9 protein-coding genes and 2 pseudogenes are annotated in these 13,834 nt (G+C 65.9%); 7 read left to right on the top strand and 4 right to left on the bottom strand.

What is annotated here, in order from left to right; all coding sequences use genetic code 11:
- Positions 1 to 220 precede the first annotated feature (220 nt).
- On the top strand, positions 221 to 1,531 hold the full coding sequence (locus VET27_RS17125; RefSeq protein ID WP_526520209.1) for a carotenoid oxygenase family protein: 1,311 nt from the start codon (positions 221 to 223) through the stop codon (positions 1,529 to 1,531).
- A gap of 13 nt (positions 1,532 to 1,544) precedes the next feature.
- Entirely contained in the window at positions 1,545 to 2,429 is an 885-nt protein-coding gene (locus VET27_RS17120) for an NmrA/HSCARG family protein (RefSeq protein WP_526520207.1), read from the top strand.
- Here the strand turns inward: VET27_RS17120 and VET27_RS17115 are convergent.
- Complete coding sequence (locus VET27_RS17115) at positions 2,426 to 3,070, bottom strand: TetR/AcrR family transcriptional regulator (protein WP_526520205.1); 645 nt, start codon at positions 3,068 to 3,070, stop codon at positions 2,426 to 2,428. The two genes, VET27_RS17120 and VET27_RS17115, sit on opposite strands and share 4 nt — an antisense overlap.
- A 120-nt stretch (positions 3,071 to 3,190) precedes the next feature.
- Between VET27_RS17115 and VET27_RS17110 the strand changes: the two genes are divergently transcribed.
- The 4 genes and pseudogenes from VET27_RS17110 to VET27_RS17095 form a co-directional block, all read left to right on the top strand.
- Positions 3,191 to 4,030, top strand: coding sequence for a methyltransferase domain-containing protein (locus VET27_RS17110; RefSeq protein ID WP_526520203.1), 840 nt, complete (start codon positions 3,191 to 3,193; stop codon positions 4,028 to 4,030).
- A 145-nt stretch (positions 4,031 to 4,175) separates the two neighbouring features.
- Positions 4,176 to 6,806, top strand: coding sequence for an ATP-binding protein (locus VET27_RS17105; RefSeq protein WP_526520201.1), 2,631 nt, complete (start codon positions 4,176 to 4,178; stop codon positions 6,804 to 6,806).
- Entirely contained in the window at positions 6,803 to 9,448 is a 2,646-nt protein-coding gene (locus VET27_RS17100) for an ATP-binding protein (RefSeq protein WP_526520199.1), read from the top strand. The genes VET27_RS17105 and VET27_RS17100 overlap by 4 nt, the downstream gene beginning before the upstream one ends.
- Positions 9,445 to 10,210, top strand: a pseudogene (locus tag VET27_RS17095) (adenylate/guanylate cyclase domain-containing protein); the annotation flags it as partial. The gene VET27_RS17100 and the pseudogene VET27_RS17095, both read left to right, overlap by 4 nt.
- A gap of 38 nt (positions 10,211 to 10,248) precedes the next feature.
- On the opposite strand, the gene VET27_RS17090 reads toward VET27_RS17095, so the two are convergent.
- Entirely contained in the window at positions 10,249 to 10,596 is a 348-nt protein-coding gene (locus VET27_RS17090) for a type II toxin-antitoxin system PemK/MazF family toxin (RefSeq protein ID WP_526520197.1), read from the bottom strand.
- Positions 10,583 to 10,813, bottom strand: coding sequence for a ribbon-helix-helix domain-containing protein (locus VET27_RS17085; protein WP_526520195.1), 231 nt, complete (start codon positions 10,811 to 10,813; stop codon positions 10,583 to 10,585). The genes VET27_RS17090 and VET27_RS17085 overlap by 14 nt, the downstream gene beginning before the upstream one ends.
- Positions 10,814 to 11,055: 242 nt before the next feature.
- Here VET27_RS17085 and VET27_RS17080 point away from each other — a divergent pair.
- A pseudogene (locus tag VET27_RS17080) lies at positions 11,056 to 11,352 on the top strand (AMP-binding protein); the annotation flags it as partial.
- Between the two features lie 37 nt (positions 11,353 to 11,389).
- Here VET27_RS17080 and VET27_RS17075 read toward each other — a convergent pair.
- Complete coding sequence (locus tag VET27_RS17075) at positions 11,390 to 13,765, bottom strand: arylsulfatase (protein WP_526520193.1); 2,376 nt, start codon at positions 13,763 to 13,765, stop codon at positions 11,390 to 11,392.
- Positions 13,766 to 13,834 lie beyond the last annotated feature (69 nt).

Raw genomic sequence — 13,834 nt, 5'->3', positions numbered from 1 at the left:
ACTAGAGCGGGGCGTCGGGTTGCGCCCCACCTGGCGCGGCCAGCCACATCCGATCGTCAGGCTGGGTCTGCAGAGCCTTGGCGAGATCACCACACCCGGCCCGCGGCACCTTCGGTCAAACCGTCAGGCGGGTCAGGCAGCCGTGTGCCCAATTGGGCTTGAAGTCGAGTAACAGTCAGTGATATAACACTGTTATACCGCTGACGCTGGAGGGACGACGATGACGCAGACGATCGAGCCGAAGGCAGACAACATCTACCTTGGTGGCGATTTCGCGCCGGTGGACTCCGAGGTGCTGGCCACCGACCTCGAGGTGATCGGTGCCGTTCCACCAGAGTTGGAGGGCCGTTATATTCGCAACGGCCCCAATCCGATCGGCGATGTCGATCCGGCGAGTCATTGGTTCTCCGGACCAGGAATGGTGCACGGCGTTCGGCTGCGCGGCGGTGGGGCCGAGTGGTACCGCAACCGTTGGGTGGCCGGCAAAGCGGTCACCGACGCCCTGGGCAGACCGGAAGTACCGGGGCCGCCGCGGCACGCAGAAAGCTCTCCCAACACCAATGTCAGCGGGTTCGCCGGCACCACCTGGGCGCTGGTCGAGGGCGGCAGCCCGCCGGCCGAACTCGATTACGACCTTGCCACGATCCGCCGCAATGACTTCTTCGGCACGCTGCCAAACGGTTTCAGCGCCCACCCCAAGGTGGATCCGGCGACCGGCGACATGCACGCGATGTGCCATTCCTGGGGGGAACTGGCCGACCACATCGAATACGTCGTCATCGGATCAGAGGGCCGAGTCAAGCACATTGCCGAGGTACCCCTGCCCGGCATGTCCATGGTCCACGACATGTCGATCACCGAGAGCTTCCCGTTTCGATGGAATCCCGGCTACGGCGCCCGGATCGGCCTGATGCCCCTGGGCGGTGCGGCCGAGGCGATCATCTGGTGTGACGTCAGCCTGTGCTACGTCTACCACGTCCTCAACGCCTACGATGCGCCGGACGGCACGGTGGTGATCGACGTGTGCCGGTACGACAAGATGTTCGACCGCGACGTCTACGGTCCGGCCGGCGACTGCCTGCCCACCCTGGACCGCTGGACCGTGGACCCCAAGCGTCGCACGGTCCGCGAGGAACGCATCGACGATCGCTTCCACGAGTTCCCCCGCGTCCGCGACGACCGCACCGGGCGGTTTCACCGATTCGGCTACACCGCTGCGGTAGGTGAGCATTTCGCTCCCGGGAGCACCTACAAGCACGACCTCGCGACCGGGACGCTCACCGAGCACGACCACGGCCCCGGCCGAGGGACTGCCGAACCCGCTTTCGTGGCCAGGCCCGGCGGGACCGACGAAGACGACGGGTGGCTGCTGTCCTACGTCAGCGACCGGGCGGCCGGGCGCAGCGAACTCGTCATCCTCGACGCCCGCGACATGACCGAGCAGCCCGTGGCCCGAGTACTGCTCCCTGCGCGAGTACCCGCAGGGTTCCACGGGAACTGGATTCCCGACACCGGCGTCAGCTCGAAATAGGAAAGCCCGGACCATGAGTAATGAACGAACGGAAGCACACGCGAACCTGGTCTTGGTCACGGGCGCCACCGGGCGGCAGGGCGGCGCCGTGGCCCACCAATTGCTCAAGGCTGGGATACCCGTCCGGGCGCTGACCCGGTCCCCCGGCTCGGAGTCAGCCCGGCAGCTCGCCGCGGCGGGCGCCGAGATAGTCACCGGGGACATGAGTGTCGCGGACACGCTCGACGCCGCGCTGGATGGTGTCGCCACGGTGTTCTCGGTACAGGACTTCTACGCCAAGGACGCCGGGTACGACGGCGAAGTCGCTCAGGGCACCAACCTGGCCCGTGCCGCCAAGTGCGCCGGGGTCGCCCACTACGTGCAGTCGACCATGGCAGCGACGTCTGACCCTGGCGACGTCGATCACTTCCGTTCGAAGTTCGCCATCGAACGGATCGTGGAATCGTTCGACCTGCCATATACGTTCGTCGGTACGGTGTGGTTCATGGACAACGTCAGCGACCCCAAGAACGGCGGGAAGCTGACGTTCCCAGCCCTCAACGGCACCCTCGCACCAGCCACGAAATTTCACATGCTGTGCATCGAGGACCTCGGCGCCGCGGTGTCCCGGATCATCATCGAACGTGACCGTCACCTGGGCCGCCGAATCGACCTGGCCGGTGACGTCCTGACCCTGCCCGAGCTGAAGGCCAGCTACACCGAAGCCTCCGGCCGACATCCGAAGCGCTGGGCGATACCCAACCTGATGTTGCGAATGTTCGCCCGCGACTTCGCCGCCCAGCTTCGGTGGCACAACCGGGTCGGCTGGTCTTTCGGCACCGACGGCCTGCGCGGTCTCGTCCCCGACGCCACCGACTTCGGGCACTACGTCGCCCGCCACGAGGTGGCGAATCTCTAGGAAGCCGCCGAGGAGGTCTCCCCCGGTTTGCCCGTCAACCCCGCGACTTGGGCGCGTATCGCGTTGTCGAAAGCGAAATCGTAGTCCTGCGGCCGCTTTTGGGCGCCCATGCCCGACAGTTGCAGGTTCACCAGGCCGTGACACAGCGCCCACAGTGAGTACGCACCCGCCCGCGCGGCCCCGTCGGAGACGTCGCGGTCAATCGCCCGCGCCGTAGCGCGCACCAACACCACGAAGGTCCGAGATGCGTCGGTCGCTGACTCCGGACTTGGGCGGAATTCGGCAATGACGCGCTCGAACATCAAGGCATACAACGCTGGATGCTCCAGGGCGAATGCTCGGTATGCCCCGCAGACCCGGACCAGATCGCGAGTCGCGGACTTGGTCGCTCGAACCGTGGCGAGGTGTTCGGCCAAGCCGTCGAAACCGGCCGCGAACACGGCCGCGACCAGTCCCTCCTTGCCGCCGAACCGGCTGTAGATCGTCATCGTCGTCACTGCGGACTCCTCGGCGATGCGCCGCGTCGTCAAGGCGGCCGGGCCCTCCTCGGACAGGAGACGTTGGGCGACCGCGATGATGGCTTGTCGCTGCTCGTCGTATCGCCCGGGTTCGAGGCTGGAAGTGGGCGCGTCGTTCTTCACCTATGAAGAATATCAACGTTATAACGTGACATTAGAGATCCGCCTCGCATGATCGTTGTCTGAACAACGCACCGCTCCAAATGACCGCCGCCGACGGCGAAAGGGGACGAGAATGGGGTCGTGGCCGATCCGTTGCGCGAGTCGATTCATGCGATGTGGGCTTCGGTAGCTGCGTCGTGGGGCGAGCACGCCAGTTACGTCGACGCCAAGGGCTCCGTCGTGGCGCAGGCGATGCTCGATGCCGCCGGCCTTTGCCGTGGCGAGCGCGTCCTCGAGCTCGCCTGTGGCCCCGGTGGAGTGGGAATTGCCGCGGCAGAGATCGTCGGGCCAGACGGAGCGGTGGTGCTCTCTGACTTCGCACCGGAGATGACCGCGATCGCGGCGAGACGAGCGAAGGGTCGCGGCTTGGCGAACGTCACGACGCGCGAACTGGACATCGAGCGGATCGCCTACCCGGACGCGTCCTTCGACGCGGTCCTGTGCCGTGATGGCCTGATGCTGGTGCTGGACCCGGCAACCGCCGCGCGGGAGGCCCGGCGGGTCCTGCGACCGGGCGGGCGAGCGGTATTCGCCGTGTGGGGGCCGCGTGAACGCAACCCTTGGCTGGGAGTCCTGTTCGACGCGGTCACCGCTCAGCTCGGGATGACGGTCCCGCCGCCGGGCATTCCGGGGCCGTTCTCGCTCGACGCCCCCGGCGCGCTCGAAGCGCTAATGGTACCGGCCGGGTTCAGCGACTACGCAGTCGGTGAGGTCCCCGCCCCCATGCACGCCACCTCATTTGACGAGTGGTGGTCGGTCATCCCGTCGCTGGCCGGTCCACTCGCGCAGCTATTGGCCTCGATTCCCGCCCAGGTGGCCGCGGCAATCCGGACCGAAGCGGAGGCCGCCCTGGCTGTCTTTGCGACCCCCGATGGCTACGAGCTGCCGGGCGTCAGCATCGTCGGCGTCGCCCGCCGCTAGGGCTGGACCGACCCGACACCACCCTTTGATCGATGCTGGTCCGGCGTCGAATCCAGCAGCGTGTTCCGCACGCAAAACCGCTGTTTGCGGGCGGTAGTTGTGACATTCTGCGGGGGTGTGCGCAGCGGGGGCGCCTTCTGGAGTGGTGACGTTCCTCTTCACCGACATCGAGGGATCGACACGTCGGTGGGAGTCGGACGCCCCTGGAATGCACGCGGCGTTGGCCGCCCATGACGAGGTGTTGCGCCATGCCATTGAGGCCCATGGCGGGTGGCTCTTCAAACACACCGGAGATGGGGTGCTCGCCGCGTTCGCCTCGCCACGCTCGGCGATCGACGCTGCAGTGTCCTCACAGCGGGCGTTGGAGCTCCCCGTCCGGATGGGCATCGCGACCGGGGAGGCAGAGCTTCGCGGAGACGACTATTTCGGTCCAGTGCTCAATCGCGCCGCGCGGGTGATGGCGGCCGGCCACGGCGGCCAGGTGCTGCTGGCAGATACGACCGCGGGTCTGCTCGCGGGCGTCGACCTGGTTTCCCTTGGGCAACGGCGGTTGCGTGACCTGTCGACCACTGTCGAGGTGTTTCAGGTCCGAGCAGAGGGCCTACGCACGGAGTTCCCGCCGTTGAAGGCGGTGGACGCGTCACCGGGAAACCTGCGACCCGCAGCGACCAGCATCGTCGGGCGCGAGTCCGAAGTCGCGGATCTGGCTGCCTCGGTGCGGACGCATCGGCTGGTCACCCTGACCGGGGTCGGCGGCGTCGGTAAGACACGGCTGGCGCTCGAAGTGGCTAACCAGCTTGCGGACGAATTCCTAGACGGCGTTTGGGTTTTCGAGCTCGCCGCAGTCAGCGATCCCGCCGCGGTGCCCGATGCCGTCGCCGCCGTACTGGGCATCACCCAACAGCCCGGCAAGAGCCTGACCCAGAGCGTTGCCGCCGCGTTGGAGGGCCGAGCCCGCCTGCTCTTGTTCGACAACTGCGAACACCTGCTCGACGCGGCGGCGGATCTGATCGAGGCAATCCTCACGCAGTCGGCGACCGTGAGCATCCTGACCACCAGCCGTGAGGGACTGGGGGTCGTCGACGAGCAATTGTGGACTGTGCCGTCGCTGGACCTCGAAGCGGGCAAAGGGTCCGCTGCAGTGAGTCTGTTTGGCGAACGCGCTCGCACTGTGGCGCAACACTTCTCGTTGGCGACGGCGGACGAGGCAGCGGTGCTCGAGATCTGCCGACGACTCGACGGGATCCCGCTGGCCATCGAGCTGGCGGCCTCGCGGATGACATCGATGACCGCGGTGGAGGTTCGCGATCGGCTCGATCACCGGTTCCGGTTATTGGTCGGGTCCCGGCGGGGCCTGGAGCGACATCAGACACTTCGTCACGCGGTCGCGTGGTCCTATGAACTACTTGACGACACCGAGAAGAGGCTGCTGGAGCGCTGTTCGGTGTTCGCCGGTGGTTTCGACCTCGAAAGTGCCTGCGCAGTAGCAGGATTCGACGACCCCGACGAGTACACTACCCTTGATCTGCTCGGTGCCCTGGTGCGCAAGTCGCTGCTCGTGGCCGACCGGTCATCGGGCCGCACCCGGTTTTCGATGCTGGAGACGATCCGGGCGTTCGCCGAGGAGCAACTCGGCGCCCACGGTGCGGCGACCGAGGCCCGGGCCGCGCATGCCCGCCACTTCGGCGGGCGCGAAGCCGCCGTCCTGGCCCTGTGGGACAGTCCCCGGCAGGGGGAGGCCTACGCGTGGTTCACCGTCGAGGTGGCCAATCTGCGCACGGCGTTCCGGTGGGCTGCCGACCACGGCGATCTCGATGTCGCCGCGACCATCGCGACGTACGCAGCGTTCCTGGGCCTATGGGTCGAACAGTATGAGCCGATAACCTGGGCCGAAGAGCTCATCGAGCCCGCCCGCGCCGCCGACCATCCCCGGCTCGCGTTCCTGTACGTGTTGGTGTCGCAGTGCTGGACGACCGGACGGATCGAAGCCGCTGTCCGCTACACCGACGCCGCCCAGCTGGTAGTCGGCAGCGACCGCCATGAGGTGCCGTACGGTCTCGAAGGCGCCTTTGGCGCTGCATACCTGACGATAGGTCAACCCGAGCGTTGGGTCGATTTGTGTCGCGCCCAGCTCGCACGCGGTCGCGACCCTCGCACATTCACCAGGGCTACCCTCGTAAACGCACTGATGCTGGCCGGTTTCGGCGACGATGCCAGGGCCGCTGCGGACGGTCTGATCGACGCGGCCGAAGCCACCGGTAACCCACATGTGCTCTCCTTCGCGTTATACGTCTACGGGTTCGCCTTCAGCGACACCGATCCCGCCGGAGCGCTCGACGCCATGCGCCGGGGCCTGGTGATCGCTCAAGACAGCGGCAACCGCTACACCGAGTCACTCTTGGCGAGCACTATGTGCCAAGTCGAGGCCGAGTACGACGACCCGCTTGCCGCGCTCGACCACCTCACTATCGCGATCCGCAACTACCACGACGCGGGCAACACCACCTTGATCCGCACCTCGCTGGCTGTACTCGCCGCCATTCTCGACGGGCTCGGTCGTTACGAACCGGCGGCGACCATCGTCGGCTTCGCCATCAGCCCGGTCAGTGCGGAGTTCCCCTGGTTCAAGACCGCGATCGCTCAACTGCGCGAGGTCCTTGGTGACCCGGCCTACGACTCGCTCGCACGCCAGGGTGAAACCATGGCCACCTCCGCCATGGTGGCGTATGCCTACGGCCAGATCGACAATGCCCGCGCAGATTTGGCTGCGCCGTGAATCCGCCTACCGGGGTCGTGACGTTCCTGTTCACCGACATCGAGGGATCGACCCGTCGGTGGGAGGCAGACGCCGACGCGATGCGGAAAGCGCTTGCGGCACACGACGAAGTACTTCGCAATGCGATTGAGGTCCATGGCGGGCGGTTGTTCAAGCACACGGGTGACGGCGTGATTGCCGCGTTTGCCTCGCCGGGTTCGGCGGTCGACGCCGCCGTCGCCGCGCAGCGGGCATTGGAGCTCCCGGTCCGGATGGGCATCGCTACCGGAGAAGCGCAGCTCAAGGGAGAAGACTACTTCGGTGTGGTGCTCAATCGCGCCGCGCGGGTGATGGGTGCGGGACACGGCGGCCAGATCCTGCTCGCCGATTCGACGGCGAAACACATCACCAATGTCGATCTCATCGACCTCGGGCCGAGGCGGCTGCGGGATGTGTCGACACCGGTCGAGATATCGCAGGTCCGCGCCGACGGCCTAGGCGTCAAGTTCCCACCACTGAAGGTCCTCGACGTGACGCCGGGAAACCTACGTCCTGCGGCAACCAGCTTCATCGGGCGGGAGCCCGAGGTCGCGGATGTGGTCACGGTGTTGCGGGGGCATCGGTTGGTGACGTTGACCGGGATGGGCGGGGTCGGTAAGACGCGGTTATCGCTCGAGGTGGCCGAGCACCTGGCCAACGAATTCCCCGACGGCGTTTGGCTTTTCGAGTTGGCGGCTGTGACTGATCCGGGCGCGGTGCCCGACGCCGTGGCAGGGGTGCTGGGCATCACCCAGCAGCCAGGGAAGAGCCTGATCGATAGCGTCGCGGCTGCGCTGGAGGGCCGGGTCCGGCTGTTGGTGTTCGATAACTGCGAACACGTTCTGGACGCCGCCGCCGGTCTGATCGAGGCCATCCTCGCGCAGTCGTCGACGGTGAAGATCTTGGCCACCAGCCGCGAGGGGCTCAGGGTCGCCGGCGAGCAGCTGTGGCAGGTGCCCTCGCTGGACGTCGCGGGCAGCGACTCGGCCGCGGTGCGACTGTTCGTAGAACGAGCCAGCGCCGTGTCGCCGCGCATGTCACTGGCCCACGCCAGCGAGGCGACCGCGGTGGTGGAGATCTGCAACCGCCTCGACGGAATACCACTCGCCATCGAACTGGCGGCCTCACGCATGGCATCGATGACGGCGTCGGAAGTGCGTGACCGTCTCGATCAACGGTTCCGGCTACTCGTCGGATCGCGGCGAGCACCGGCGCGCCACCAAACACTGCGTCACGCCGTGCAGTGGTCCTACGAACAACTCGACGACGCAGAAAAGGATCTGCTGGAACGCATCTCGGTGTTCTCAGCCGGGTTCGACCTCCAAGGCGCCTGTGCCGTTGCAGGATCCGATGACTACACGACCTTGGATCTGCTCGATGCGTTGGTGCGCAAATCTCTGCTCGTCGCCGACCTGTCAGCTGGGCGGACCCGCTACTCGATGCTGGAAACGATCCGCCTGTTCGCCGGCGAGCAGCTGGTCACTAGCGGCGGTGAAACCACCGCCCGCGATGCACACGCTCGCCACTTCGCGCAGCTCGAAACCACAATCGTCGCGCTGTGGGACAGCCCCCGGCAGCGCGAGGCTTATGAGTGGTTCACCATCGAGCTGGCCAACCTTCGGTCGGCGTTTCGGTGGGTATCCAACCGCGGCGACCTCGCGGCTGCGGTCGCAATCGTGACGGGCACCTTTTTCCTCGGCTACGGGATCGATAACTACGAACCCGTGGCCTGGGCCGAAGAACTCCTGGAGCCCGCGCACGCGGTCAGCCATCCGCGACTCGCCTTCCTATACGCGATGGCGTCGCAATGCTGGCTGCCCGGACGGATCGATGACGCCGTCCGCTACGGCGACGCCGGCCAGCTGCTGATCGGCAGTGTCGGCGACGAGCTGCCGTTCGGCGCCGAGGGTCTGCTGAGCACTCCGTACATGAATAGCGGACAACTCGAACGGGCCATCGACTGGTGCCGGACCAATCTCACTCGCGGTCGTGACACCCACGCCCTCACCCGTTCGTTCCTCATCTTCACGTTCATGGTCGCCGGTTCCGAGGACGAGGCGATGGCCACAGGGGATGGCCTGATCGAGGCCGCCGAAGCCAGCCGTAATCCATACACCCTCACATTCGCGCTACTGGCTTTCGGCTTCGCCTTCCGACGCACCGATCCACTGCGCTCGCGCAACGCCTTGCAACGGGGCCTCAAGATGGCCCGGGACACCGCGAACCGCTCCACTGAATCGCAGCTGGCGATCTGCCTGGCCACACTCGAGGCCAAATCCGTTGACCCGACAGCCGCGTTCGATTACGTCGCGCTCGCTATCCGCAACCTCCACGACTCAGGCAACACCACCACGGTCTGCAGCCCACTGGCCATCTTGTCCACCGTGCTCGATCGGCTCGGCCACCACGAACCGGCAGCCACCATCGCCGGATTCGCCATCAATCCCTTCACCACGGCGGCGGTACCCGAGCTCACTACTTCGATCGTCCACCTGCGCGAAGTCCTCGGCGACTCGGCCTATGAGGCTCTGGCCTACGCGGGCGAAGCGATGAGCAACGCAGAAATGGTGGCCTATGCCTACGCCCAGATCGATGAGGCCCGCGCCGAGGTGCCCGCAGCGTGATTCCACCGACGGGGGTCGTGACCTTCCTCTTCACCGACATCGAGGGGTCGACGCGCCGGTGGGAGGCCGACGCGGCTGAGATGTGTACCGCTCTGGCGGCACATGACCACGTGTTGCGTGAAGCCATTGCGGAACATGGTGGTTGGCTGTTCAAGCACACCGGCGACGGAGTGTGCGCTGCCTTCGCCTCGCCGCGCGCTGCGGTCGACGCCGCGGTCGCCGCCCAGCGGACGCTCGAACTGCCTGTGCGGATGGGATCGCGACCGGCGAGGTGGAACTCCGCGAAGGGGACTACTTCGGCACCGCGCTCAACCGTGCCGCGCGAGTGATGGCCGTCGGCCACGGCGGACAACTCCTGCTCGCTGACTCCACCGCGGTCCTGGTCAGTGGAGTCGATATGCTCGATCTCGGAAGGCGGCGGTTGCGGGACCTGCCGACACCGGTCGGTGTGTTTCAGGTCCGCGCCGAGGGCTTGCCGACGGAGTTCCTACCATTGCGGGCACTCGACACGTCACCCGGCAATCTCCGACCAGCGGCCACCAGCCTGATCGGGCGCGAGTCAGAACTCGTTGAGGTCACCGCGGCACTCCGCGATCGTCGGCTGGTGACGCTCACCGGGTTCGGCGGGGTGGGCAAGACGCGACTGGGAGTTGAAGTCGCTGCACACTTGGCTCGTGAATTTCAGGACGGCGTATGGGTTTTCGAACTAGCGGCGGTCACTGACCCGGCGCGGTGCCTGATGCGGTGGCGGCGGTGCTGGGCGAGCTGAATGCCGTGCGCCGAGCGTCTACGAGGCGCATTCACACCTCGAGATGGAGTCGAAGCGCATCGTCGAGCTGCGCGAGTTCTGCGAACGAGATTTTGCCGACGCGACGGCGCAGTCGTTCGGCAGCGATCGACCTGATCTGCTCGGCTTGCGCCTTCGAGTCAACCGCCAGCCCGGTTGTCTTGGCGGACAACAACACCTGAAACGGGAACACCTTGGCGGTGTTGCTTGTCACGGGCACCACGGTGATGACGCCACGCCCAAGACGAGTCGCGGCGGCGTTGGCACGGTCGTTGCTGACAATGACCGCGGGGCGTTCCTTGTTCGCTTCGCTACCGCGCACGGGATCAAGGTCGACCTGCCAGATCTCACCCCGCAGCATCGCCGAGTCCGTCGCCTACGGTCGCGTCCCACACCCGCTCCTCGCCAGTGGTCGACCACTCCTGCCAAGCGCTCCCGTAGTCGTCTTCGAGTGACGGGAAGCGGAGCATGCGAAGGGCGCGCTGGACGCCCGCGGACCGGGACGACAATCCCACCCGTTCGACATAGGCGTCGAGCACCGCGACATCCTCGTCGGAGAGACTCACACTCAGCTTCACACCGGAATGCTACCGTAGTAGGACCGCAAGTGCTACTTACGCGACGGCGGCGTTTGAGATCCGTGTCGGACCGAGTGATGTTCGAGGGCAATCGGCTGGGCCCGTGGCGCCTTCGGGAGTCGTGACATTTCTGGTCACCGCCATCGAGGGCTCGACTCTTCGGTGGGCGGCCGTGGTGTTCGAGTGCGCCTACGAACACATCGATTGGGCCCGAACAGGATTGGAGCATCCGTGAGCGACTCCCGAAAGGCGTTGTACACAGCCATGATTCGGTGCACACCGCGGCGACTGCATGGGCAATGACGGTCGATGGGCACTACAAGGACCGCGTCCTGTTGCCCCTGCCGATGTTCCACGTCGCGGCACTGACGACGGTCATCTTCTGCGCCATGCGCGGCATCAGCCTGATCTCGATGCCACAGTTTGATCCGGTGAAAATGTGGTCGCTGATCGTCGACGAACGGGTCTCCGTCGGTGGCGCCGTGCCGGCGATCCTGAACTTCATGCGCCTGGTGCCCCGGTTCGACGAGCTCGACGCATACTGCGCGAAAGGTACTTGTAAACCAGTAGGCTCGGCTACTGGCGCGCCATCGCGATGCGGACGGCTTCCTTAGGGTCAACCACGTTTCCGTCGGCCTCGGCGGCATCGGCGATCGCGATCTGTACACCCTTCACCCGGCCGTTGAACGCGTTGCCGCGCGGACCGTAGTCGGGCGAGACCGGCGCGCCGGTGTCCTGGCCGACATCGCAGCCGTCGTCGGCGGAGAAGATCATCGGCAAGGTGGCGTCGACAGTTCCCTCGCCCACCTTCTCGCCGTCGGTGTATAGGGTCACGGCGCCGCCCTTGCCCAACCCCTCGCCGGTGTAATCGAACTCCATCCGGACTTGGTGCTCTCCGGCCGGCAACGGGCTGGTGGCCTCGACGTAGAAGTGCTTGACACCGCCCAGGTTGTAGCAGTACTTGAGCGTGCCGCCCTTCGCGTACAGGCTCCAGCCACCGATGTTCGCACCCTGGGCGATGATCACGCCTTCGGCGCCGGAATCCGGCACCTCGATGGCCGCGGTCACGGCATGCGACTTGTTCTTGACGCTGACGACGCAGTTCTCCGACAACCTACCCATGCCGCCGAACAGCAGTTGGGTGTTGCCCTTGATCAGCACCGGGCGGCCGGCGACGTCGGGATTCATCCGCCTGCCGAGGTCGTCGTCCATCGGCAACACGTTGTACCGGACGGCCTCGATGAGCCACAGCCTCTGCAGATCGTGCAGCTTCTCCGGCATCTCCTTCGCTAGGTCCTTGGCCTGGCTCCAGTCCGTGGTGGTGTCGTAGAGCTCCCACACGTCGTCGTCGAAGGCCGGGGTCTCTTCGCCGACGAGCAGCCATGGCGTCTTGTGCCGGGTCACCGCGGTCCACCCCTTGTGGTAGATCCCGCGGTTGCCGAACATCTCGAAATACTGTGTCTCGTGTTGATCGGGCGCCTCGGCGTCGTTGAAGGAGTACAGCATGCTCACCCCTTCGATGGGGTGCTGCTGCACACCGTTCACCGAGATCGGCTCTGGCAGTCCGGCGGCCTCCAGAATGGTCGGCGCGACATCGATGACGTGATGGAACTGCCACCGCATCTCACCAGTGGCGCTGATTCCCTTGGGCCAGTGCACGATCGTGCCGTTGCGGGTGCCGCCCCAATGCGAGGCGACCTGCTTGGTCCACTGATACGGGGTGTCCATCGCGTGCGCCCAGCCCACCGCGTAGTGGTTGTAGGACTCCGGCCCGCCGAGCGCGTCGAGCCGCTCGGTCAAGAACTCCGGCGTCTCGATCGCCGACATCCCGTTGAAGTTCAGCATCTCATTGAACGTTCCGTTCAGCGTGCCTTCGGCCGAGGCACCGTTGTCGCCGACGATGTAGTAGACGAGCGTGTCGTCGAGAACCCCGATCGTCTGCAGGCTGTCAACCAGACGCCCGACATGGTGATCGGTGTACTCCAAAAAGCCCGCATACACCTCCATCTGGCGGCGCAGCACCGGCTTGAGGTCCTCGGGCATGTCATCCCATGCCGGAATCTCCTTGTGGCGGACGGTGAGCTGACAGTCCGCCGGGATCACCCCGAGTTCCTTCTGCCGCGCAAACGTTTCCTGGCGCAACGCGTCCCAGCCCTGATCGAACTTGCCCGCGTACTTGTCGGCCCATTCCTTCGGCACATGGTGCGGCGCATGGGTGGCGCCGGGAGCGAAGTAGGCGAAGAACGGCTTATCCGGTGCCAGTGCCTTCTGCTGCCCGATCCAGGCGATCGCCTTGTCGGTCATGTCGTCCATGAAGTGGTAGCCCTCTTCGGGCGTGCGGTCCACCTCGATCGCGTTGGTGCCCTCATACAAGGTCGGGTACCACTGGTTGGCCTCGCCGCCGATGAAGCCGTAGAAGTACTCGAAGCCACCGCCGCCGGTGGGCCACGCGTCGAACGGCCCGACCGGGCTGGTCTCCCAGACCGGCACCTCGTGGCATTTGCCGAACTGTGCGGTGTTGTACCCGTTGAGCTTCAGCGTGCGCGCGATCGGCGACATGGTGTTGGGCAGGATCGAGTTGTACCCCGGCGCACCGGTGGCGATCTCCGTGATCCCGCCCATCCCGGCCGAATGGTGGTTGCGTCCGGTTAGCAGCGCCTGCCGGGTCGGTGAGCACAACGCGGTGGTGTGAAAGCGGTTGTACTTCAAACCATCCGCCGCCAGGCGCTCCGCGTTCGGCGTCTGACACGGCCCGCCGAATGCGCTGGCCGCACCGAACCCGACATCGTCCAGCAGAATGACGAGCACGTTCGGCGCACCCTCGGGTGGACGCAACTGCTCGATCGGCGGATACGACGTGTCGGGATCCTTCGCGTCATAGGTGATCAGACCCGTTCGCTCTGCACTCGGAACCGGCAGATGCGTCCTGGACTTACTCGTGTCCCCACCCATGCTCTTCACTCTCCCAATCGCCTGAATCCTCTAACAGGAATGATCTACCGCGCGCACCCAACCCGCCTG

The organism is Mycobacterium sp., assembly GCF_035633495.1.
In the GTDB taxonomy this organism is placed as follows: domain Bacteria; phylum Actinomycetota; class Actinomycetes; order Mycobacteriales; family Mycobacteriaceae; genus Mycobacterium.
Note: the sequence above shows the minus strand (reverse complement) of the source record. Positions and strands in the feature narration are given on the sequence as shown.

What these genes read in the sequence shown, in the direction of transcription:
- VET27_RS17125 (WP_526520209.1), top strand. Translation starts at nt 221, where the DNA reads ATGACGCAGACGATCGAGCCGAAGGCAGACAACATCTACCTTGGTGGC.
- VET27_RS17120 (WP_526520207.1), top strand. Translation starts at nt 1,545, where the DNA reads ATGAGTAATGAACGAACGGAAGCACACGCGAACCTGGTCTTGGTCACG.
- VET27_RS17090 (WP_526520197.1), bottom strand. Translation starts at nt 10,596, where the DNA reads ATGCTGCGGGGTGAGATCTGGCAGGTCGACCTTGATCCCGTGCGCGGT.
- VET27_RS17075 (WP_526520193.1), bottom strand. Translation starts at nt 13,765, where the DNA reads ATGGGTGGGGACACGAGTAAGTCCAGGACGCATCTGCCGGTTCCGAGT.